At 30.1% G+C, this 24,544-nt stretch carries 20 protein-coding genes; 18 read left to right on the top strand and 2 right to left on the bottom strand.

Features of this window, described 5'->3' with window-relative positions:
• Position 1: 1 nt before the first annotated feature.
• From Q1A46_RS15200 to Q1A46_RS15180, 5 genes are read left to right on the top strand one after another with little or no spacing between them, the layout of a single operon-like run.
• Complete coding sequence (locus Q1A46_RS15200) at positions 2-1,819, top strand: IucA/IucC family siderophore biosynthesis protein (protein ID WP_299680567.1); 1,818 nt, start codon at positions 2-4, stop codon at positions 1,817-1,819.
• Between the two features lies 1 nt (position 1,820).
• The gene (locus Q1A46_RS15195; protein ID WP_299680564.1) at positions 1,821-2,402 is read left to right on the top strand and encodes a nitroreductase; all 582 of its coding nucleotides are present in this window, start codon (positions 1,821-1,823) and stop codon (positions 2,400-2,402) included.
• 10 nt (positions 2,403-2,412) lie between these two features.
• Positions 2,413-3,513: a heparan-alpha-glucosaminide N-acetyltransferase domain-containing protein gene (locus tag Q1A46_RS15190; protein ID WP_299680561.1), complete on the top strand. Its 1,101-nt coding sequence runs from the start codon at positions 2,413-2,415 to the stop codon at positions 3,511-3,513.
• Between the two features lie 2 nt (positions 3,514-3,515).
• A complete protein-coding gene (locus Q1A46_RS15185) occupies positions 3,516-4,541 on the top strand; it encodes an alpha/beta hydrolase (protein ID WP_299680558.1) in 1,026 nt (341 codons plus the stop codon).
• Between the two features lies 1 nt (position 4,542).
• Positions 4,543-5,454 (top strand): sterol desaturase family protein, encoded by a 912-nt coding sequence (locus Q1A46_RS15180; protein WP_299680555.1) that lies wholly within the window; start codon positions 4,543-4,545, stop codon positions 5,452-5,454.
• A gap of 1 nt (position 5,455) precedes the next feature.
• Here Q1A46_RS15180 and Q1A46_RS15175 read toward each other — a convergent pair whose 3' ends face one another.
• On the bottom strand, positions 5,456-6,421 hold the full coding sequence (locus Q1A46_RS15175) for a helix-turn-helix transcriptional regulator (protein WP_299680552.1): 966 nt from the start codon (positions 6,419-6,421) through the stop codon (positions 5,456-5,458).
• A 178-nt stretch (positions 6,422-6,599) separates the two neighbouring features.
• Between Q1A46_RS15175 and Q1A46_RS15170 the strand changes: the two genes are divergently transcribed.
• The 6 genes from Q1A46_RS15170 (at position 6,600) to Q1A46_RS15145 (ending at position 14,143) form a co-directional block, all read left to right on the top strand.
• Positions 6,600-8,990 carry a TonB-dependent receptor gene (locus Q1A46_RS15170; RefSeq protein WP_299680549.1) on the top strand — a complete coding sequence of 797 codons (2,391 nt, stop codon included), beginning with the start codon at positions 6,600-6,602 and terminating at the stop codon, positions 8,988-8,990.
• Positions 8,991-9,072: 82 nt separating this feature from the next.
• Positions 9,073-9,414 (top strand): hypothetical protein, encoded by a 342-nt coding sequence (locus tag Q1A46_RS15165; protein ID WP_299680546.1) that lies wholly within the window; start codon positions 9,073-9,075, stop codon positions 9,412-9,414.
• On the top strand, positions 9,404-9,709 hold the full coding sequence (locus tag Q1A46_RS15160) for a hypothetical protein (protein WP_299680543.1): 306 nt from the start codon (positions 9,404-9,406) through the stop codon (positions 9,707-9,709). Before Q1A46_RS15165 ends, Q1A46_RS15160 begins: the two co-directional genes overlap by 11 nt.
• Positions 9,706-11,769: a PepSY domain-containing protein gene (locus tag Q1A46_RS15155; RefSeq protein ID WP_299680540.1), complete on the top strand. Its 2,064-nt coding sequence runs from the start codon at positions 9,706-9,708 to the stop codon at positions 11,767-11,769. The genes Q1A46_RS15160 and Q1A46_RS15155 overlap by 4 nt, the downstream gene beginning before the upstream one ends.
• 203 nt (positions 11,770-11,972) lie before the next feature.
• Positions 11,973-13,073: a hypothetical protein gene (locus Q1A46_RS15150; RefSeq protein WP_299680537.1), complete on the top strand. Its 1,101-nt coding sequence runs from the start codon at positions 11,973-11,975 to the stop codon at positions 13,071-13,073.
• A 20-nt stretch (positions 13,074-13,093) separates the two neighbouring features.
• A complete protein-coding gene (locus Q1A46_RS15145) occupies positions 13,094-14,143 on the top strand; it encodes a hypothetical protein (RefSeq protein WP_299680534.1) in 1,050 nt (349 codons plus the stop codon).
• 1 nt (position 14,144) lies between these two features.
• Here Q1A46_RS15145 and Q1A46_RS15140 read toward each other — a convergent pair whose 3' ends face one another.
• Positions 14,145-14,555, bottom strand: a complete 411-nt coding sequence (locus Q1A46_RS15140) for a hypothetical protein (protein ID WP_299680531.1) — start codon at positions 14,553-14,555, stop codon at positions 14,145-14,147.
• A 110-nt stretch (positions 14,556-14,665) separates the two neighbouring features.
• Between Q1A46_RS15140 and Q1A46_RS15135 the strand changes: the two genes are divergently transcribed.
• The 7 genes from Q1A46_RS15135 (at position 14,666) to ccoN (ending at position 24,544) form a co-directional block, all read left to right on the top strand.
• Positions 14,666-15,913, top strand: a complete 1,248-nt coding sequence (locus tag Q1A46_RS15135) for an ATP-binding protein (RefSeq protein WP_299680528.1) — start codon at positions 14,666-14,668, stop codon at positions 15,911-15,913.
• Complete coding sequence (locus Q1A46_RS15130) at positions 15,910-16,959, top strand: response regulator (RefSeq protein WP_299680525.1); 1,050 nt, start codon at positions 15,910-15,912, stop codon at positions 16,957-16,959. Before Q1A46_RS15135 ends, Q1A46_RS15130 begins: the two co-directional genes overlap by 4 nt.
• 61 nt (positions 16,960-17,020) lie before the next feature.
• Entirely contained in the window at positions 17,021-17,884 is an 864-nt protein-coding gene (locus tag Q1A46_RS15125) for an RsiV family protein (protein ID WP_299680522.1), read from the top strand.
• Between the two features lie 71 nt (positions 17,885-17,955).
• On the top strand, positions 17,956-20,325 hold the full coding sequence (locus Q1A46_RS15120) for a heavy metal translocating P-type ATPase metal-binding domain-containing protein (protein WP_299680519.1): 2,370 nt from the start codon (positions 17,956-17,958) through the stop codon (positions 20,323-20,325).
• 1 nt (position 20,326) lies between these two features.
• Positions 20,327-21,688, top strand: coding sequence for an oxygen-independent coproporphyrinogen III oxidase (hemN, locus tag Q1A46_RS15115; protein ID WP_299680516.1), 1,362 nt, complete (start codon positions 20,327-20,329; stop codon positions 21,686-21,688).
• Positions 21,689-22,156: 468 nt separating this feature from the next.
• Positions 22,157-22,324 carry a cbb3-type cytochrome oxidase assembly protein CcoS gene (gene ccoS, locus Q1A46_RS15110; RefSeq protein ID WP_095069516.1) on the top strand — a complete coding sequence of 56 codons (168 nt, stop codon included), beginning with the start codon at positions 22,157-22,159 and terminating at the stop codon, positions 22,322-22,324.
• Between the two features lie 21 nt (positions 22,325-22,345).
• A complete protein-coding gene (gene ccoN / locus Q1A46_RS15105; protein ID WP_299680513.1) occupies positions 22,346-24,544 on the top strand; it encodes a cytochrome-c oxidase, cbb3-type subunit I in 2,199 nt (732 codons plus the stop codon).

Below are 24,544 nucleotides of genomic sequence, written 5' to 3'. Positions count from 1 at the left end.
AATGTCACAATATATAGCACATTTACAGCCTCATATTTGGAAGATTGTAAATCGTAACTTAATTAAAAAAGCAATCAGTGAATTTGCCCATGAACTTATTATAAAGCCAAGTTTTATAAAAGAAAAAGGTGAGTGTTCAGTTTATGAAATTAAAACTGATTGTGAGAGATTCAAGTATCAATTTGAAGCGAAAAAGAACTTTTTAGATCATTGGAGCATTTATAAAAATAGTATTATAAAAAATGATGCAAAAGGAAATAATTTAGATTTAGATGCAATTCATTTTATCACAGAATTTAAATTTACTTTAGGAATTCCAGATAAGTTTTTAGCCACCTATTTAGAAGAAATAACAAGCACTCTTTTTGGCGCGGCCTACAAACTATCAAACGAAAAATATTCAGCAACAGAACTTGCGACTCAAAATTTTCAAGAAATAGAACATGCAATGACAGAAGGTCATCCTTGTTTTGTAGCAAATAACGGAAGGATAGGTTTTAATACCAACGACTATCATTTATATGCTCCGGAAGCAAACACACCATTTAAAATTTTATGGTTAGCTGTTCATAAAAACTATGCAACTTACACCGCTGTAAAAGGTTTTGAATATGAAAGTTTATTAAATAATGAACTAGGAAAGAAAAAAGTATATGAGTTCAACCAAATTTTAAAAGAAGTTAATGTAAAAACTGACGACTATCTTTTAATGCCTGTTCATCCTTGGCAATGGACCAACAAAATCACTCATGTTTTTGCCGCAGATATCGCCAAGAAAAACATTGTTTTAGTTGGTGAAAGTGATGATTTTTATTCAGCACAGCAATCCCTCAGAACATTATTTAATAGAACTAATCCAGAAAAGTTGTATACAAAAGGAGCTTTGTCGATTTTAAATATGGGATTTATGCGTGGTTTATCGCCTTATTATATGCAAAGTACGCCACCAATCACAACTTGGATAACCGATTTACTTGCTGAAGATGAATACTTAACTAATAATGGATTTACCATGTTAGGTGAAGTTGCAACTATTGGTTATCAGAATCATTATTACGAAGTTTTAGGAAAAACAAATCCGCATAATAAAATGCTATCTGCATTATGGAGAGAAAGTCCGTTTACTAAAATTAGTTCCAATCAAAGAGTGTTAACAATGGCTGCCCTATTGCACATAGATGCAGAAGATAATTCTCTTTTAGCAGGATTAATTGATAAATCTCCGTACGGAACTACAACTTGGATTCAGCGTTATTTAAAAGCATATTTAGCTCCATTGCTACATTGTTTTTACAAATATGAGTTTGTTTTTATGCCTCATGGGGAAAACTTAATATTAGTTTTAGAAGAAGATACTCCAGTTTATGTTTTGATGAAAGACATCACAGAAGAGGTGATTGTTTTCAATAAAGAAATGAATTTACCAGAGCATGTTGATAGATTGTACACAGAGACTTCAGATAAAATGAAAGTACTATCAATTTTTACTGATGTTTTCGACTGTTTTTTCAGATTTTTAGGAGAACAATTAGAACTTCATGTCAACTTCTCTGAATATAACTTCTGGCAATTGGTAGCAGATTGTATTTATGAATATCAAGAACAACATCCAGAGTTTATGGATAAATATGACCGTTATAATTTATTTGTTGATGAATTCGATCGTTGTTGTTTAAATAGACTCCAATTAGGAAATACAAAACAGATGTTGAATTTAGCTGATCCTATCGAAAGTTTAAAATTAGTAGGAACTCTTGAAAATCCGTTAGCAAAATTCAGAAAGGAAACAAAATCAAAACCATCTTTAGAAACGATATAGTATGACTTTTGAAGCAATTACTAAGTTGATTAAAGATAGAAGATCAACATATGCATACGATTTTTCAGAAGAACAATTATCCAAAGAAACTATTGAAAATATTGTGTCGAATGGATTATGGGCACCAACTCATAAACTAACGCAACCATGGAGATTTGTGGTTTTAGAAGGAAATCACAAATTAGCATTAGGTGAGTTTATGGCAAAATATTACCGAGAATTATATACTGAAAAAGAGTTTTCTACAGAACGTTTTCAATCTACAAAGCAATATGCGAAAAATGCTACGCTGTTAGGTGTAATTTTTCAACCTAGTAAAAGAGCACAACTTCCAGAATGGGAAGAAATTGCAGCAATTTCCTGTGCAGTTCAAAATATGTGGTTAAGCTGTACTGCTGCAAATATCGGTTGTTATTGGGATACAGCTTCAGCAACTATGGAATACGGAAAAAGAATTCCTTTAGAAGAAAGGGAACAGTTTTTAGGAATCTTATTCATGGGGAAATTGAAAGAGAATATTGTATTAGGCAATAGAAGAAGAAAACCATTGTCTAAAAAATTGACTTGGGATTTTAAAAATTAAATCAAATTAAATGAAAAAACAAAATAGAGTAAGAGGAGTTGATTTCGTTAGAGGCTTTAGTGTTTTGATGATGATACCTGTACATGTAATGATGCTTTATTCAAGTATGGAAACTTGGGAAAATACTGTTACTGGTAATTTTGTACAATTACTAGAAAGAGGTTCACCTATATTTCTTATTGTAATGGGAATTTCTTTTGCCTTCTCTAGAAATGCAAATAGAAGTGGAATTCTAAGGAAAGCTTTATTAATTATCGCTTTGGGTTATGTCTTAAATTTTCTAAGATTTATTGTGCCTTTATTGCTTTTTGGAGGTTTTCCAGAAAGCTTTGTTGAAGCTAGTGGTTTAGCACTTAATATTCCTGATAGAATGTGGAATTATTTTTTAAAAGGAGATATGTTTCAATTGGTAGGGATTTCATTATTCTTAATCGGACTTTCTTTTAAATTTCTAATTAAAAATAAATATGTATTAATCATTCTAGCTTTAATAATCATGTGGCTGTCTAAAGTTGTAAGTGGCTTTCAACTTGGAGTTCCTGTAATCGATTACATATTAAATTTACTATGGGGTAATAATTTTGATGTTTATTTTCCATTATTTCCTTGGTTATCTTTCATTTTAGTAGGCTTATATTTTGGTTTAAGCTATCAAGATAAACCAGAAGACGCTAATCAATCTTTATTTAAACCGATGCTATATTTCGGAATAGTTTTTTTAATCATTGGTAAATTACTTTGTGACTATAATTACGAATATCATTTCGGAGATTATTATCATTTAGGTCCTGGAGGAAGTATGGGATTAATGGGAATTTTATTAGTATTATTTTGGGTCTATTATCGAATAGAATTATTACTTCCGAAAGAAAATTATATCAGTAAATTATTATTCTATTGCAGTAAAAATGTCACACCTTTTTATATTCTTCAATGGGTTTTAATTTATTGGTTACTGCCTTTTGCAAATTTTTCTCATTACAATGAACCAATCACACTACTGATCATTTTCGGTATCAATTTAGGAACATTCTTATTGTTGTATATCTATAATTCATATGTTATTCCTAAGAGAAAAAAGAAAGCAAGATTAATTCAACAAACAGTTTAGTAATGAGGTTTATGATTTTCTTATGTGTTGCTTTTTTGCAATACAGTATTCTTGCTCAAGCTAAACTCGCAGGAAGTTATGGATTAGATCCTACGGTTCAACAATTTTTAGAAGTTATTCATTCTTATGATGGTCCGCCAATTCATGAACTGCCTATTAACATTGCCAGAAATGCAATGGAAAATATGCAAAGAGATAGTTCAATTTCTTACAGTAAAGTAACTTTTGAAAAACATTCGTTTGAGCTTCGCAATAAAAACGTTAATGTTATTATTACTAAACCTATAAATAATAAGGAGTTATTACCTGTATTAATGTATTTTCATGGTGGAGGTTGGGCTTATAATAGTTTTGAAACCCATAAGCGTTTAATGTCTGATATTTCAGATAAAGCTAAAGCGGCGGTAGTTTTTGTTGAATATTCTAGAACACCAGAAATAAAGTATCCGGTTGCAAATGAAGAAGCGTATTTAGCAACATTATACATCAGCAAATTTGGAGAAAAATTAGGTTTAAACTCTAAAAAGATTATTGTTGGAGGAGATAGTGCTGGCGGAAACATGGCAACTGTAATTGCTTTAATGACAAAGAAAAGAAAAGAATTTAAGTTAAGCGGACAAGTACTATTATATCCGGTTACAGATACGAATTTAAATACAGCATCTTATCATCAATTTTCAAAAGGACATTATTTATCTAGAGCAACAATGCAATGGTTTTTTGAAGTCTATACACCAGATGTGAAAACACACAATTTATCAACTGTAGCTCCTTTAAAAGCAACTATAAAAGAGTTAAAAGAACTTCCAAAAACATTATTAATAACAGCTGAATACGATGTGCTACGTGATGAAGGAGAAGCTTATGCTAAGAAGTTACGTATGGCTAATGTTCCTGTAATTTCTACAAGATACGGAGGAACTATTCATGATTTTATAGTACTTAATGCATTAAGAAACACTACGGCTTCAAAAGCAGCTCTCGAGCAAATTGCTAACTTTTTAACTACAACTTTTTCAAATCAATAAAATGAATTTAACATCACTAGAGATTCTGTCAGGACATTTAGCACATATGAGTGTAATTGTCTTAGTACTTATGTTATTAGAGTTAGGAATACTTTTTCTAACTAATTATATTGAAAAGAAAAAAGAAAGTATAGTAAGTATTCTTTCTTATTTAATTCAAAGTATTCCGTATTTCTTATTAGCTAAAATTTTTATTGTAGGAACTATGTTTTGGTTATACGAACATAAGTTATTCAATTTAGATTTTAGTTGGTATAATTGGATTTTGGCGTATTTATTATATGATTTTACTGTGTTTTTTATTCATTTTCTAGGTCATAAAGTTAGAGTTTTATGGTGTATTCATGGCGTTCATCATACAGCAGAAGAAATGAATTTAACAGTAGTTGCAAGGGGATCTATTTTTGATGTATTTTTTACTCCTTTTAATTTTATTTGGTTGCCTATTCTTGGATTTCATCCTTTTATGATTTTTGTTATAGAGCCTGTTGCAAGATTATATGCAACTTTAACGCATATCAATGAAAAGTATGTTTGGAAACATAAATGGTTAGAAAAAATTCTTGTAACTCCATCTGTACATCGTGTACATCATGCTAGAAATCATGTGTATTTAGATAGAAATTATGGAGAAACATTTAGTATTTGGGATCGTTTATTTAAAACCTTTCAGAAAGAAATACAAGAAGAAAAAATAGAGTATGGCGTAATGCATGATACGTTAAATAGTGAGAGTTTTTGGCATGTTCAGTTTTTACTTTGGAAAGAATTATGGATTGACATTAAAAATGCACCTACTCTTTTAGATAAAATAAAATACATTTTTATGCCGCCAGGCTGGAATCATATTGATGGAGGAAAAAAAGCAAGGTATTATAGAGAAAAAGCTAAGAAAGAAAAAAGCATAGCTTAAATTATTGTTCTTTATTTCGAAATTGTTTAGGAGTTAATTTTTCAATTTTCTTAAACGCTGCAGAAAAATGAGTGGGATTTTTATAGCCAACAAGTTCAGCAATTTCATAAATTGGTTTTGTACTGTTTATAAGAAGTAGTTTAGCTTCTTTCATACGTTCCTGAAGTGCAAATTCGAAAATAGTTATTCCGAATGTTTTTTTGAATTCTTTCTTTAAAAGAAATTCATTTAAAAATGCTTTTTTAGATAATTCATTCACAGAATATTGTGTGTGTAAATTGTTAACGATTAAATCTCTAACAAGATATGTTTTCTTTAAAGTAGTAGAATTATTAATGCCTTTCTTTTTGTTATCAAATTGTAGCATTAATAATTCTAAAGCTTTAGATTCTAAAAATAAACGTTTTAATAATCCCGATTTATCATCTGATACGATTTCATTAATGATATTTTCAGTCTTATAATCCAATTGATTTGTAAAATTCTCTCGAAGATTTTCTATAGCATAATTTTCATGTATTGGAAAAGAAGAAGATAAACTATGTTTCTTTATGAACTCATCAGACATCTTAATCACAATTTCTTTAATTGTTATATTTTTAGGATAAGCGATATATCCGTTTGTTTTACTAATAAATGAAATGCAGCTTTCCATTTCTTCTTGAATTAATTCAATCTTAGGATTTGGAATAAAGAGTTGTTTCTTACCTTTTAATAATACAGAATATACTAAGGAATCCATTTCATAAAAACCTTTAAATCTAATAGGGTTGTTAAAAGAAAACACTCTTTTTCTCACCATTAAACCTTCAAAATTCCAAGAGATAACTTCTCCAGAACCTAATTCTTTTTTAAGACTATATTTTTTAGTAGTTAAACCACAATGTTCATCTATCTCTTTTAATTCAAGAATGTCATCTAAAACATATTCATTAGTCGCATCAACTATTATATTAATAGTTTCCATAGTTCGTCATTTTTTATCCCAGTTACGTCATTTAAATAGTCATTACTGTAAATAATTTTGTGCTCGAATAATAAACTTTGTTTTGTTATTTAAAATTATTCTAAATTATTTTGCAGTATTCGGGGAACATTATACATTTGCTGCAAACATAATATTTAATCAGTCTAAATAAAAATAAATGAAAAAAATTATACTTTTTTTTCTGCTGTGTTTATATAGTGTTGTAAATAATGCACAAATAAGCGGGAAGGTTGTAGATAACAACAATGTCTCTTTACCGGGGGTTACTATAATAATAAAGGAGACAACTAAACAGTTTGAAACAGACATAGATGGAAAGTTTTCAGTAGAAGCTGAAGAAAACGATATAATCGTTCTTTCTTACTTAGGTTTTAAAACAAAAACGATTCGTGTTTCAGAATTAACTAGTAATTCAGTTATAGTTCTTTATGAAGGAAATGAACTGTTAAAAGAAGTAACAATCACCAATCAAAAGAATAAGTTTTCAAGGAAAAAAACAGCTTATGTAGCTAAGCTGCCTTTAAAAAATATTGAAAATTCTCAGGTTTACAGTACAATTACAGATGAATTATTAGTTTCTCAAAATGTAAATAATTTTGAAGATGCTTTAAAGAATGCTGTTGGAGTTGATAAATTATGGCAATCAACAGGAAGACCTGGAGATGGAGCAGGATATTATTCTATTCGTGGTTTCGCTACACAGCCACAATTAGTAAATGGAATGCCAGGTATTACAAATGGTTTTATTAATCCATTTAATGTAGAACGTGTTGAGGTAATAAAAGGGCCATCTGCTACATTATTCGGAAGTACAGTTACTTCTTACGGAGGTTTAATAAACATCGTGACTAAAAAACCATACAAAGGTACTGGCGGAACAATATCTGTTGGCGGTGGATCATTCGGGTTTAAAAAGTTAGCATTAGACGTAAATACTACAGATAGTAGTGAGAAATTTTCTATTCGATTTAATGCAGGTTTTCAGTCAGAAGATAGTTTTCAAGATGCTGGTTTAAGAGAATCAGTATTTATGGCGCCAGCTATTTCATATCAGGTTAACGATCGATTAACGTTAAACTTTAATTATGAAGTTTCAGGAAATAAACAAACCAATCCTGTTTTCTTATTCTTAAACAGATTAGGACCTTTAGCATTCAGTAATTTAGAAACATTAAATTACGATCCTAATTTATCTTTTACCGATAACAGTCTTCAAATAAGTAATCCAACTCAAAACTTTAGAGGAGAAATTGCGTATAAGATTACAGATAATTGGTCTTCACAAACTATTATTTCTGGAAGTAGTGCAGAATCTAAAGGTTATTACACATTTATCAATAATATTTTTGCGAATCCTTTAGATGCAACACAACCTAATCCTTTCTTTGCAACGGTAGGACAAAGAAGTGATGCTGAAACAAATTCTTTAGATATTCAACAAAATTTTACTGGAGATTTTAAATTAGGAACTATTCGTAATCGTGTATTAGTTGGTGTTGATTATTTAGAAACTCAGAATATTGATAACAGTTCAGATTTTAGATTATTAAATGTAATTACAGCACAAGGACAGTTAATTCAAGGTTTACCAACGAATAGAAATAATTTAGATTTAGCACTTACTGGAGCTGTTAATGCGAATACAAATGTGAATCAAAATGTATTAAGTGCTTATGTATCTGATGTGATTAATATTTTACCAGAACTATCTGTAATGGCAGGTGTACGTTACGATCGTTTCGATTACCAAGGAGATAAAAATACAGAGTTAGATAATGCAACGGAATATACCAAATCTACATTTTCACCAAAAGTAGGTGTGGTTTATCAGCCAATTTTAAATAAGCTTTCTGTATTTGCTAATTACCAAAATGGATTTAATTATGTGAATCCTGTATTAGCAAACTCAATTCCAGGTGATTTAACTTCTCCATTAGTATTACGTTCTTTTGATTTAGAAAATGCAGATCAGTTTGAAGGAGGAGTAAAAGCAAACTTATTTGGAAATAAATTAGAAACTACAATAAGTTACTACAATATTACAATTGATAATAAAATTATTGGATTTGGAGCTACACAACAACAAGACGGAAAAGTAAAGAGTCAAGGAATTGAATTAGACTTTAATGCATATCCTGTTGATGGTTTAAACCTTAGAGGAGGTTTTGCTTACAACGACTCAGAAATAGTTGAGTCAACTTCTAATCCATTATTAATTGGTCAGAGATTTGGTGAAGCAGGAGCAGAGTTTACCTATAACTTTTGGGCAGATTACAGATTCCAAGAAGGTAAAATTAAAAACTTAGGAATTACTGCAGGATTTAATGGATCAAGTGATTACAACACTATGGAAGGATATCCGCATGTAGGTGAGTTTACACTTCCAGCATATACAGTATTTAATGCAGGAGTGTATTATGACCACGCAAAATTTAGAGTAAGTTTTAATGTAAATAATTTAACAGATGAGGTGTATTACAAAGGTTGGAGTACACTTACCCCCCAACAACCTAGAGCTTACTTTGGTGCTTTAACATACAAATTTTAAGACTTAAGTAATTTGAACTAAAGCCATGAAAGCAAAACTCTAAATCAAAAGGTTTAGAGTTTTGTGATTAAAAAATTAAATTATGATAACCGTTGAAATTTCAATTTTATTAATAGGAGCTTTTGTAATGTATAGCACTTCAAGCAAAGTAGTTTTATTTAAGAATTCATGGTTAGATAGTATCTTAAATAGGTCATTTTCTTTCAAGAAAATAATTGGATTAACGATATTATGTTCAGCATTAATTTATGCTATGTTTTCTTACGGATTTACACTTGGTTTTTTATTCTGGTTATTTGCTTTAAGTAGTTTGTTGAGCCTTATCATATGTATATATCCACTTCGGTTATTTAAAACAAACTATACCGTTTTTGTTATGTTTTTTTCTATTGTAATCGAACTAATATTGAATTATGCCAGCTAACAGAAAATACTTAACAACGTCGTTTTGGCATAAAGGAACTAAAATTGTTTCAGGTATACTTGGAGGCTATATCATAACAGCTTTGCTACATATGATTGTAGCTTTGGTTTTACCATTTCATAAAGAGATTTTAATCACATCAATTTTTACCATGTTTATAATTTGGGGAACATTATTGATAATTCCTTTTTTATTTAAAAACGGATTTAAATCACTACTAATGTATATGTTGATTATTGTGTTACTTTTTATTCTATACACTTTAGTTCAAAAAGAAAATCCATTTGTATCATGAGTAATAGAAATTACAATGTTTTTTTCAATACGCATACTGTAAGTGGAATTGTAATTAGTGTAGCATTATATATTATCTTTTTTGCTGGAGCTTTTGCTTTATTCAAAGATGAAATTGGAATTTGGGAAGAAGGAAAAAAATCTACCTATACCAATAGAAAGGATATCGATTATGATAAATTATTAGCAACATTAAATAAAGATTATGATTTATCTGGTAGAGATCTACAAATAGATTTAGGGAAGCATGAAGATAAAATTTATGTATATCTTTTAGCTAGTCAAGATTCTACAGCAACAGAAAAGAGCAAAACTGCACAGTTTTTTTCTCTAGACATTCATACTGAAGAAAGAAAAGAATACCACGAGTACTATGGTATCGGAGAGTTTCTGTACAGATTACATTTCTTTCATCAAATTCCTATTATTGGAATTTATTTGGCAGGTTTTGTAGCCATATTTTTCTTGTTTGCAATTATCACAGGAGTGATAGTACATTGGAAAAAAATAGTTTCAAATTTTTATACATTCAATCCTAAGATTGCTTTAAAAAGAGTTTGGACAGATGCACATACTGCTTTAGGAATTATAGGATTACCTTTTCAATTTATTTTTGCAGTAACAGGAGCATATTTCTGTTTATCCATTTTGGTTTTACTTCCTGCTAATTTTCTTTATAATGGAGATCAAACCAAACTTTTAGAAGATATTCGTCCAGAACGAAAAACGTATGTCTGGAAAGAAAAAGCAACAGAGAAGCTTCCTCTTTTTAATGACTTTATCCAAAAATCCGATACCTTTTGGAATGAGTTTGAATTTACTACTGCATTTATAAGAAATTATGGCGGCACTAATATGAAGTATGTACTTCAAGGTGAGTTGAAAGATTCAGAAAGATTTGTTGGTTTAGGAAGAGTAATTTTTGACATGGAAACTGGATTAATAAAAGCAGATAAAAATCCAGGAGAACTTAATTATATTGAAGACACACAGCGAGTCTTAACTCGTTTGCATTTTGGTGATTTTGGGGGAGTTTTGATGAAAATCATTTATTTCGTCTTAGCATTAATTACTTGTTTTGTCATACTATCGGGAGTTTTAATTTGGGTTGAAGCTAGAAATAAAAAAAGCATGACTTTGAGTCAGCGTTTATTTACAGCTAATATTGGGCATATTTATTTGTCAATATGTTTATCAATGTTACCAGTAACAGCAATTTCTTTTCTGTTCATAAAATTATTTGGAACACGATTCACAAATTCACAATCTGCCATATATTATTTCTACTTCATACTTTGGATTTTGATGATACTCTTCATGAGGTTTAAAAGAGATAATTACAAAATAAATAAGATCAGTTTATTACTTGGTGGAATTACAGGTGTTTTAATTCCAATAGTAAACGGAATTGTTTCTAAACAATGGATATGGATTTCTTTTCAAGAGCATCAATACGATATTTTAACTATAGATATGTTATGGTTAAGTATTGGAATTATAAGTTTATTGGCTTACACTAAAATAAATGAAAAAGTAAAAGCTCAAAGTTCATTTACGAAGAATCCTATCGATTATAAAGCAGCCAAATTACAGTTGCAGGAAGAAGAAAAATTACATCAATCAAAAGAACAAACAATAGATAAAAACTTTATAGCAATGCGAACAAAAATTATCATACTATGGTTAACCATGGTTATCGGATTCATTATACATCATGTTTACGGAATAGCAAACGTGTATTTTCAAGAATCTTTAGTATTAGAAGGAGCCGATGGAGAAATTCCAGGATGGGCTCATCAATGGAGAATTATTTTAGAAGGAATGGCGTTTTTATTTGCAATTCTAACTGTAGAATTCGCTCAAAAATGGTTTAAGTGGACTTCTTTGATTTGGGCAGTTTTATTAGGCTTATTTAATATTTATCATTGGATAACGGCTATTATTTACGAGATGAGTAATGTCTCAGAAATTCTGATTTTATTCTTAATGGTAGTCGCAAACATATTTTTAATTAAAGAAATATTGTATTGGAAGTCTAATAAAAATGTAGCTATAAAATAGAATTTAAAGACAGATATAATTATAAGTATGTAAAGAGGTTTCAAGAAATTGAACCTCTTTTGTTTTATACTTAACAAATCGATGTGATTGTGTAAAATTTTGTTTTTAAGTGGTTTATCTGTGTTAAAGTATACAAACGTTAACATTTCTTTCACGATTATCAGCTTTTGTAATGTTTAACTTTGGTAGAAATAAATCAAACAATGAAAAAATTAATACTTACACTAATTATTGGATTGTTATGCATACCTATTTATGCAGTTGATTCATTAACAGAAGATTTTGTAACTGGAAATCCAGAAATTGGTTCAATAAATGCCATGACTTTTGGTCCAAAAGGAATATTGTTTTTAGGGGATAGTAAGAATTCTCAAGTTGTAGCTGTAGATATGAGTTCAGCAAAAAAGGCAACAAATCAAAAATTATATTTAAAAGATATTGAAGCACTTTTAGGTCAGCTTTTAGGATCTGATAGTGATCAATTACAAATTATCGATATGGTTGTAAATCCTGTAAATCAAAATATTTATCTAGGAGCGCAACACAGTTCAGGAAAATCGTTTTTATTCTTGGTAAACAACAATACATTAGAAAATGTTCCACTAAAATCAGTATCATTTTCAAAAGTAAATGTTTCAAATGTGGTGAATGCAGATGCTAAAGATAGAAGAGGTAGACCGTTACGTAGTTTAGCAATTACTGATATTCAATTTGCAAACGGACAAATTATGGTTTCTGGTTTAAGTAATGCAGAGTTTGCTTCAACTTTTAGAGCAATTCCTTTTCCTTTCACAAACAAGCAAAGTGATAGTTCTTTAGAAATTTATCACGCAGCCCACGGAAAATATGAAACTCATGCACCAATAAAAACGTTCATGACTACAACTATAAATAATCAACCACACATTATTGCTAGTTATACCTGTACGCCATTGGTTGTTTTTCCTATGGAAAGTTTAACACCAGGTTCTCATACAAAAGGAAGAACTGTTGCTGAATTAGGAAATTGGAATACACCTTTAGATATTATTGAAATGACAAACAATAAAGGAAAACGTTTTATTCTAATGGCGAATTCTAACAGAGCGTTAATGAAATTTAAGGTTTCAGATATCGAGTCTTTTGGAAATTCATTAACAACCAGAGTTAAAGAACGAGCAGGAACAGAAGGAGTAGATTTTATTAACTTACCATTTGTAAACGTGCAACAATTAGATAAGCTTAACGATAAAGAGTTTGTTTTCATTCAAAGAGAATCTAATGGGAAATTAGCTTTAAAAACAAGTTCTAATCGTTGGTTATAATCATATAATTAGAGTTCAATTTGATACGATCAGGAATTTTTACAATAGTATTATTGATGACTTTGGAGGTGTTTTCTCAATCTCCAAAGTTTTCTTTTTCACAAGAGTTTATTGAAGTAAAAACAAGTGAAAATATACAAGAAATAAAAGTGTATAAAGGTTCATTTACTTCACACGAGCAATTAGCAAATAAGGAAGCTATTTTAGGAGATCTTTTTAAAGATGCATCTAGTTTATCTTTTACTCCGGTATTACCTTTTCAATTAAATACAGCATATACAGCTATTGTAAACGATTCTTTTTTTGAGTTTTTAATTCCATTAAAAACAGATTATAAAAAATTAAATGTAGCAGCAATTTATCCGAATACATCAAAATTACCTTCCAATTTTTTAAAATGGTATGTTGCCTTTTCAAAACCAGTAAATCCAGCTAATATTTATAATCATATTACGCTGATAAATAATAAAACAAAAGAAAAAGTAGATCGAGCTTTGCTGCCTTTAGAAAACGCTTTGTTATCTAACGATGGAAAATTATTAACCTTATGGATTGAACCTGGAAGGCAAAAAAGGGATTTAGGTCCGAATAAACATTTGGGAGAAGTTTTAAATGCAGGAGTATCGTATACCTTACAGATTGATGAAAAATTAAAAGATACAGAAGGTGTTGCTATGGGAAAAACATTTGAACATAGTTTTCATGTTATTGGTCCAGATAGAATTCAGCCAAGTATAAAAAAATGGGAATTTGTTTTTCCAAAGTCAAATACAAATCAGCCTTTAGTAATTCAATTAAATGATAATTTAGATTTCGGAAGTTTACATAATAGCTTACAAATTGTCAATATAAATGGACAAGTAATTTCAGGAAGTTTTAAAATCAAAACCAATGAAAGCGTAATTGAATTTACTCCAAATACTTTTTGGAATAAAGGTGATTATATTTTAAAATGTGATAAAATAATCGAAGATGTTTCAGGAAATAATCTAGAACGTTTATTCGATAGAGATGTCACAAAAAAGAAAACAAAACCAATTTTAGAACGTAAGTTTTCTATATCACAATAACTTAAGAAACTAATCGAGTTAATTCATGTTCTAGTTTTTCTAAAATCAAAAGCTCAGCCTTATTTTTTCCTTTAAAAGCTTCAGCAATACGATACGAGGTTTCTATAATCAACTGCTTAATTTCTCGAGTAAAGAAATAATAATAGTTGTTGTAGTATTCTAAAAAGTCGGTAAAACAATCTTCGGTAGTTGCATTTTTACTGTATAACCAATCAAATACAACTTCTATTTGATAAGCCGTATCTGTACCAAACATATCAAAAGTTTCATCAATCATTAGCCATTTGTCTTTTACAACTTGTTTTAATGCTTTTATTTCATGCATATTAATACTGTTGTCAGACTTCGCAACTGCATAAAAAACTTTGGCAATATTCTGATAAAACTTGATGTTCAGTTTTTGTGTTTTCATTCTAAATACGATTCAGAACAAAAATAAAATGAACAAATGAAGTTAGAAATGATAAATATCAGCTATACTCTTTTTAATAAAATATATCTTTATATCAAATTTCTAATTGAATGTTCGACAAGGAAGAAAGAATAATTTTTGATACTCTTTTTGAAGCTGTTTCAGAAGGTATAGTTGTTGTAGATAAGAATCAAGAAATCATGGTTGTAAACTCATCAGCTGAAGCAATGTTTGGTTACAACAAAGATGAATTGTTAAATCAACAATTAAAAACATTAATTCCTCAAAAATATAAAGGAACTCACGATTCACATTTTAATTCATTTTTAAAAGTACAGCAGAAAAGACAAATGGGACATGGAAGAGATTTGTATGCTGCACATAAAAACGGAAGTGTATTTCCTATAGAAGTAGGTTTAAATCCGTTTGAAATGCAAGGAGAAATGTATACAATGGCTTTAGTTGTAGATATTTCTTTGAGAAAACATCAAGAATTAGAAATACTAGAATTAAATACCAAACTAGAAAATAAGGTAAGAGAAAGAACCAAAAGTTTAAGTGAAACTGTAGATGAATTAGAAAAGATGAATCAGCAGTTAGATGAAGAAAATAAGAAAAGAATAGTTGCAGAGAAAAAGGCGAAAGTGGCGTTAAAGAAAGAACGAGAATTAAATGAATTAAAAACAAAGTTTTTGTCATTAGTATCGCATGAATTTAAAACGCCATTAAGCGGAATTTTAACATCTACGATGTTGTTGTCGAAATACAAATTAACCGAACAACAAGAAAAAAGAGAAAAACATTTATCGATTATAAAGAACAAAGTTCATTATTTAAATAACATTCTAAATGATTTCTTATCTGTTGAAAAACTAGAAAAAGGAGAGATTAAATACAATTTGACTTCTTTTCAGATTAAAAGAACGATAAAAGAAGCGATTAGCGGAGCTAGTTTATTATTTAAAAAAGGTCAGGAAATTGTGTGTAATTCAGATATGGAAGACATTATAATTCATCAAGATGAAAAGATTATGGAACTTACTTTTCTTAATCTTTTAAGTAATGCTGTAAAATATTCTCCAGAAAATACAACCATAACAATTTCGGTACGACAAAATCATTCAGAAACTACGGTACAAGTAGAAGATCAAGGATTTGGAATTCCAGAGAAAGATCAAAAAAATATATTCCAACGTTATTTTAGAGCCGAAAATGTATTGCTTAATGAAGGAACAGGAATTGGTTTAAATATTGTAAAAAGTCATTTAGAAAACTTAGGAGGAACCATTACTTTTACGAGTAAAGAAAATGTAGGTTCAACATTTATAGTCACGATACCAAACAAAGCTGAATTATGAGAAAAATTCTATTAATTGAAGACGATATTACATTAAGAGAAAACACAGCAGAATTACTAGAGTTAACCGATTACTATGAAGTAATTATGGCTGAAAATGGTAAAGTTGGTATAGAAAAAGCATTGAGCGAATTACCAGATTTAATCGTTTGTGATATTATGATGCCTGAAATTGATGGTTATGGTGTGTTAGAAATTTTATCTAAAAATCCGAAAACACAATTTACTCCTTTTATCTTTTTATCAGCAAAAACAGAACGAAGTGACGTGCGCAAAGGAATGAATCTTGGAGCCGACGATTATATCACAAAACCTTTTACAGAAGAAGAATTAATTAGCGCAATTGAAAGTAGATTGGCAAAGTCTTCAATTTTAAAAGAACAGAAAACAGTTGTTGAAGAAATTCCGAATGAAAATGAACTTAGAGATTTAAATGATCTTAAAAATTTCTTTGATGATAACGGAACTGTTTTTTCTTTTCAAGGAGAAGAAAAAGTTTATGAAGAAGGCGATAACTCTAATTATATTTATTTAGTTACTAAAGGTGGAGTGAAATGTTCTAAGCTTAATGAACAAGGTAAAGTGTTAACAACTTCGTTATATAAAGAAGACGATTTATTCGGGTATACTTCTTTCTCTCAAAATATTCCTTATCAAGAAACAGCAGTTACTATGGAAGCAACAGAACTTGTAGGGATTCACAAATCGGAGTTGATTTCAGTTTTACATAAAAATCATAAAGTTGTATTAGATTTAGTTGATCTTTTAGCTGATAATTTAAAAGACGTAAAAGAACAACTATTAGATATGGCCTATAATTCTGTTCATAAAAAAACAGCAGCAACACTACTAAAATTTGCTGAACGCATGAATAGAAATCCAGATGATATTATTAGAATAGCACGACACGATTTAGCTAGTGTTGCAGGTATTGCTACCGAAACTTTAATCCGAAGTATTTCTAAACTTAAAAAGAATGGAATTATAGAAATTGAAGGCAGAAATATTAAAATTGTAGATATGGAAGCCTTAAAATTAGTAGAATGATTTTTATCATTTTTTAGAAGTACTACGATACATACTTTTATCATAATTAAATATGTCGATTATGAGAATTATATCTTTTTTAATAGTAGTATTAGTAATTATTGGTTGTAAGTTAGATAAAGAGCCAACTCATATTACTGCTGAAATTAGTAGTAAGGATTCATTAATTGTTAATGATTCTGTTACCATTCAACTTAATACAGAAGAGTTACAGCAAAATGTAAAAATTAATTCTATAAAATCAGATGAAGATGATAGTAACTTCATTAAAGATTATGTCGTACACAAACAGCTGTATAAAGAAACAGATAATTATATAATTGATTTCTGTTATCCACAGTTAGATGAAAATTACAATCCGAAATTTGAACTTTTTAATGATTTTGTAGAGAATGAATTAATACAACTTTCAAGAATAGAACAAGATGTTTTAGAAAGTCAAGAACTCTTATGTGATACACTACAGAAAAATCCAATTCGAGAACACAGAATAGGAGAATACAAGATTTATCAACAAAAAGAAACGCACATAAGTGTACTCTTTTATTTAGAAAATCATTACGCACAAACTAAAGCAGCTTACTACACTTTTAAAACAGTAAATTTTGATAAAATAAAAGGAAAGCTTCTTCACTTTGAAGATTACTTTTTACCTGGAAGTTTATCAGAAGTTCATCAAATTTTAAATTCAGAAATTAGAACACAAATCGCTAAAGGAGATTTATTTTATGAATGTTTCGAAGTAAGTTTAGATGATTTTGAAGTTGCTAAAAACGATTTTGTAGTTAACGATAATCGCATCATTTTTTACTTCAACGATTGTATTATGTGTCCTTCATTTGTGGGAACATATTCTATTGAAATTCCTTTAGAAAAATTAGAACCAGTATTACAACAAAACTGGTCAGATCGCTTCATTTTATAAGATCAGAACTGATTAATATCATAGTTTACTTTTCTTTTCATACAGAAATTTGCTTTACGTAAATCGTGTATATGAAAACAACATGTTATCACTGTGGAGATGAATGTAATGAGCATCAAAAAATAGAATTTGATGATAAATCGTTTTGTTGCAATGGATGTAAAACAGTTTACGAGATTTTTTCACTAAACGATTTAACATGCTATTACGATCTACAAGAAAGTCCGGGAGCAACACCATTAGATATTCAAGGTAAATACGATTATTTAGATGATGAAAGTATCATTCAAAAATTACTTTCATTTAACGACGAAAATGTTCAGATTGTAGATGTATACATTCCGCATATTCATTGTAGTTCATGTATTTGGGTGTTAGAAAACCTTCAGAAACTTCAAAAAGGAATCGTAACTACACAAGTTAATTTTCCTAAAAAGAGTGTACGTATTACATACAAAGTTGATCAAATTAGTCTCAAGGAAATAGTGTTATTGCTGAGTTCCATTGGTTACGAACCTTATATTTCTTTAGAAGATTATGAATCAGGAAGTAAAAATGTCGATCGTAGTTTAATTTATAAATTAGGTTTGGCTGGTTTTGCTTTCGGAAATGTAATGTTGCTTTCTTTTCCAGAATATTTTGAAGTGAATGAATTTTGGCTAGAAAAGTATAAACATACATTTCGTTGGTTGATGTTTGCTTTTTCTATTCCTGTAGTTGTGTATGCAGCGCAAGATTATCTGATCTCTGCTTATAAAGGGTTGCGATCTAAATTATTGAATATCGATGTTCCTATCGCATTAGGAATTTTAGTGCTTTTTATCAGAAGTATTGTTGAGGTGTTATTAGATTTAGGAAGTGGTTTTTTCGATAGTTTAACGGGATTGGTTTTCTTTTTGTTACTAGGAAAATTCTTTCAACAAAAAACATATAATTACTTATCGTTTGAGCGTGATTATAAATCTTATTTTCCGATTGCTGTCACGAAAGTGAATAAAAACGGAAATGAAGAAACTATTCAGATTTATAAGATTGAAAAAGGAGATCGTATTTTAATTCGTAATCAAGAATTAATACCAGTAGATGGAATTCTAATCAATGGAAATGCTCAAATTGATTACAGTTTTGTTACGGGTGAAGCAAATCCGGTTCAGAAGAAATCAGGAGATAAATTATTTGCTGGAGGAAAACAATTGTCAGGAGCTATAGAAATTGAGGCAATCAATTCTGTAGAACAAAGTTATTTAACGCAATTGTGGAGTAACGCCGTTTTCGAAAAAGATAAAACCAGCAAGTTTACAACCATTACCAATAAAATAAGCAAAAACTTCACCATTGCTATTCTTACCATTGCTGTTCTAGCAAGTGTGTTTTGGTTTTTCACAGATGCAACTAAAGTTTTAAATGTTTTTACAGCTGTACTTATTATCGCTTGCCCGTGTGCAATTGCGTTAGCAGCTCCTTTTACTTTAGGTAATATGTTACGAATTTTTGGTAAGCAAAAATTCTATTTAAAAAACGCTACAGTTATAGAGCAGTTAGCAAAAGTAGACGCATTGGTTTTCGATAAAACAGGAACCCTAACAACTAGAGCAAATAGTGAAGTAAAATACACAGGTTCTGTCTTAAGTTTTAATGAAGAAAAAGCTTTAAAAGCAACATTACGAGCTTCGAATCATCCTTTAAGTAGAACAATTTATGAAACTATGACGAACATTCCTTTGGAGAAAGAGAGTCAGGTTTTTGAACATACAGGAAAAGGATTACAAGCAACTGTAGCTACTGTTGATGTTAAAGTTGGATCTGCTTCTTTTGTGAAAAATGAAAAGGAACAATTTAGTTCAGATACTTCTGTACATGTAAGTATTCAGAATAATTATAAAGGGAAGTTCACATTAAAAAATACTTATCGTAAACATGTAGATGAAGTATTTCAAACGTTTTCAGCATATGATCTTTCTGTTGTTTCAGGAGATAATGAAGGAGAAAAAGTGTATTTGAAAAAAAGATTACCAGAGAACACGACATTATTATTCAATCAAAAACCAGAAGATAAATTAGACTATGTTTCTCAACTTCAAAAGAAGCATAAAAATGTGGCGATGATTGGAGACGGATTAAATGATGCCGGAGCTTTAATGCAAAGTGAAGTTGGTATTGCAGTCTCTGAAGATATTAATGTGTTTTCACCAGCTTGTGATGCAATTTTAGATGCAAATCAGTTTGAAAAACTACCAAAATTTATAAGAGCTACAAAACAAACGATGCGTATTATCCAATACTGTTTTATCATCTCTCTGGTATATAATAGTGTCGGATTGTATTTCGCTGTAACCGGGCAATTATCTCCTGTAATTGCTGCAATTTTAATGCCTTTAAGTTCAATAAGTATAGTGGTGTTTACCACTATAGCAACTAATATTTTAGGAAAAAAACTATAACATGAAATCACTAATTCAAAAATATAATATTCCAGGTCCAAGATATACGAGTTATCCAACTGTTCCATATTGGGATGAAACTACGTTTTCAAAAGAAAAATGGCTCAAAAGTTTTAAAAAATCATTTGAAGAAAGTAACCAGGCAGAAGGAATAAGTTTATACATACATTTACCTTTTTGCGAAAGTTTATGCACATTTTGTGCTTGTCATAAACACATTACAAAACGTCATGAAGTTGAAGTTCCATATATCAAAACTTTAATTAAAGAATGGGAATTATATAGAGAAAAAATGACTCAAGTTCCTGTAATCAAAGAAATTCATTTAGGTGGAGGAACACCGACTTTTTTTGCTTCGGAACAATTAAAAGAATTGATTAATTCAATTTTAGAAGGAAGTCAAAAACACCCTGACTTTGAGTTTAGTTTTGAAGGTCATCCGAATAATACAACAAAAGAACAATTAGAAACTTTATATAATCTCGGATTTACACGTGTAAGTTTTGGTATTCAAGATTATGATAGTACTGTTCAGAAAGCAATTCATAGAATTCAATCTTTCGAAAACGTAAAACAAGTTACAAAATGGGCTCGTGAAATCGGATATACATCTGTGAGTCACGATTTAATTTTTGGATTACCGTTTCAAACTAAAGAAAGTATTACCAACACAATTTTAAAGACAAAAGAATTGCTTCCAGATCGAATTTCATTTTATAGTTATGCGCATGTGCCTTGGGTAAAAGGAGTTGGTCAGCGTGGTTTTAGTGAAGAACATTTACCTAAGTCAGACGAGAAAAGAGCTTTGTATGAATTAGGAAAAGAAATGCTAACCAATATTGGATATCATGAAATAGGAATGGATCATTTTGCTTTACCTTCCGACAGTTTGTTTAAAGCGACAACATCACAAAAACTCCATAGAAATTTTATGGGATATACATCGAGTAAAACCAAACTTATGATCGGCTTAGGAATGTCGGCAATTAGTGATTCTTGGTACGGATTTGCACAAAATGTAAAAACCGTAAAAGAATATCAAGCATTAGTTAATAATGGTGAAATCCCGGTATTTAGAGGTCATATTTTAACTGATGAAGATTTAGTGATTCGAAAACACATTTTAAATATTATGTGTCATTTTTCTACCAATTGGAAACCAAAAAAAATGCATTTTGAAGCTTTACCTAAATCAATAGAATTATTAGAAGAAATTGCTTCAGATAATTTAATAGTAATTGATAGTAATTCATTGAATGTAGCTCAAGAAGCTCGACCATTTATTAGAAATATTTGTATGGCTTTTGATGTACGATTACAACGAAAGAAACCTGAAACAAAGTTGTTCTCAATGACAATATAGTTTAACGTGCATTCGATATCGAAACTTTAAATTATCAAAATTGTCAATTCAAGACACTAGACAAAATTTTGTGAAACGACTGTAATGCCATAACGCTAAAAAGATGACCTATTGATAAGAATTTTCAAAAATCAAGGTAGTAGCGTTGGCCGTAAGATAAAAAGTTGTTTGAGCGTTAGCGAGTTCTTTTCATCTGTGGCTGGAGATGCCGTAGTATTTTTTAAATTCTTATCATTCCTGTCTTGATTTTTGCTTCTTTGTATCAAGACAAAGGAGAGGAAATATAAATATCAGTAAAAGCTAGTTTTCGATACAATCTCGGTTAGCATCGAGATCACTCGAACTGACATCTCTTTAATGATGTTAAGCTCTTAACATCATTAAAGAATAAAAGTCAAACATGACCAATGTCATAGTATAAAAATCTTTCCAAAACTACTTTTGAAATATAATTAATAAACTAACAAGATGGGGGTAATTTATGTATTGCTGGCAGTAAGTGTGTCAGTAGCAATAGTCTTTTTTATTGCATTTATAATTTCCGTTAAAAAGGGACAATATGACGATACCTACACTCCTTCAGTTAGAATGTTATTTGACGACGAGTTAGTAACTAAGAATACAAATAAAGAATAGATTTTTAATTCAATTTAAATTATGGAAATGCAACAATTTTATTACGATAATAAAATCGTAAAAAAATTTATTTACGCTACCTTATTATGGGGAATCGTAGGTTTTTCAGTAGGGCTTCTCTTAGCTTTTATGTTTTTATTCCCAAATATAACTGATGGGATTTCATGGCTTAGTTTTGGTCGTTTAAGACCGTTACATACTAATGCAGTGATTTTTGCTTTCGTAGGAAATGCAATTTATGCAGGTGTGTATTATTCTCTTCAACGTTTGTTAAAAACGAGAATGGCAAGCGATCTGTTAAGTAACATTAATTTCTGGGGATGGCAGTTAATTATTGTAGCAGCAGCAATTACACTTCCTTTAGGATATACAACGTCTAAAGAATATGCCGAATTAGAATGGCCAATAGATATTGCAATTGCTGTAGTATGGGTTGTGTTTGGTGTAAACATGATTTGGACGATCTTAAAACGTCGTCAACGTCACTTGTATGTTGCCATTTGGTTTTATCTAGCAACATTTGTTACTGTAGCTGTTTTACATATTTTTAATAGTTTAGAATTACCAGTAAGTGGATTGAAAAGTTATTCTGTTTATGCTGGAGTTCAAGATGCTTTAGTACAATGGTGGTACGGACATAATGCAGTTGCATTTTTCTTAACAACTCCTTTTTTAGGATTGATGTATTACTTTATTCCTAAAGCGGCAAACAGACCCGTGTATTCGTATCGATTATCGATTATTCACTTTTGGTCTTTAATTTTTATTTACATCTGGGCAGGTCCGCATCACTTATTATATTCTGCTTTACCAAACTGGGCTCAAAATTTAGGAGTAGTTTTTTCAATCATGTTAATTGCTCCATCTTGGGGAGGAATGATCAACGGATTATTAACCTTAAGAGGTAGTTGGGATAAAGTTCGTCAAGATCCAGTTTTAAAATTCATGGTCGTTGCAATTACAGGTTATGGTATGGCAACTTTTGAAGGACCAATGTTGTCACTAAAAAATGTAAATGCAATTGCACACTTTACCGATTGGATTATTGCTCACGTTCACGTAGGAGCTTTAGCGTGGAACGGATTTATGACTTTTGGTATGATTTATTGGTTAGTTCCTAAATTATTTAAAACAAAATTATACTCTAGAGCTTTAGCAAATTTCCATTTTTGGATTGGAACTTTAGGAATTATTATCTACACATTACCAATGTATGTTGCAGGTTTTGTTCAAGCTTTTATGTGGAAACAATTCAACCCAGATGGAACATTAACTTATGCAAACTTCTTAGAAACAGTTCAAGAGATTTTACCAATGTATTGGCTACGTGCTATCGGAGGTAGTTTATACATCATCGGAGCAATTGTAATGGTTTACGTTATTGTGCAAACGATTAGACAAGGTGAAAAAGTAACTGATGATTTAGCTGAAGCAGCTCCGTTAACGAAAGTTTCAAAATATAGAACAAAAGGAGAAACATGGCATACTTGGTTAGAGCGTAAACCAGTGAAATTAACATTGTATGCAACCATAGCAATTTTAATCGGTGGAGTAGTACAAATTGTACCAACACTAATGGTTGAATCTAACATTCCGTATATCGAAGCTGTAAAACCATATTCTCCATTAGAATTAGAAGGTAGAGATATTTATATCTCAAATGGTTGTGTTTCGTGTCACTCACAAATGATTCGTCCATTTAGAAGTGAAGTAGAACGTTATGGAGAATATTCTAAAGCAGGAGAATTTGTGTACGATCATCCTTTCTTATGGGGAAGTAAACGTACTGGTCCAGATTTACATCGTGTAGGAGGAAAGTATAACGACAGTTGGCACTTTAATCATATGTACGATCCACAAAGTACTTCACCAGGATCTATTATGCCAGCTTACCAATGGATTATTAAAAATAAACTGGATAAATCGCAAACAGAGAAGAAAATGCGAGCCATGATCACTTTAGGAGTTCCTTATACAGAAGAAGATGTAAAAAATGCTCAAAAGAGTATGAATGAACAAGGAATGAAAATTCAGGAAAACTTATATGAAGATCCAGATTTTGCTAGCAACTACGATGCAAGTAAAAAGTATGCAAAAGCAAATGATATTCCTTTTGTAGAAATGAAAGACAGAGAAATTGTAGCACTTATAGCTTACTTACAAAGATTAGGAGTTGATATTAAAGTAAACGATGTAAAAGACAAATTATCAAAAAAATAG

It is taken from the genome of uncultured Tenacibaculum sp., assembly GCF_947502995.1.
Taxonomy (GTDB): domain Bacteria; phylum Bacteroidota; class Bacteroidia; order Flavobacteriales; family Flavobacteriaceae; genus Polaribacter.
This window is presented reverse-complemented; position numbering and strand designations above follow the sequence as displayed.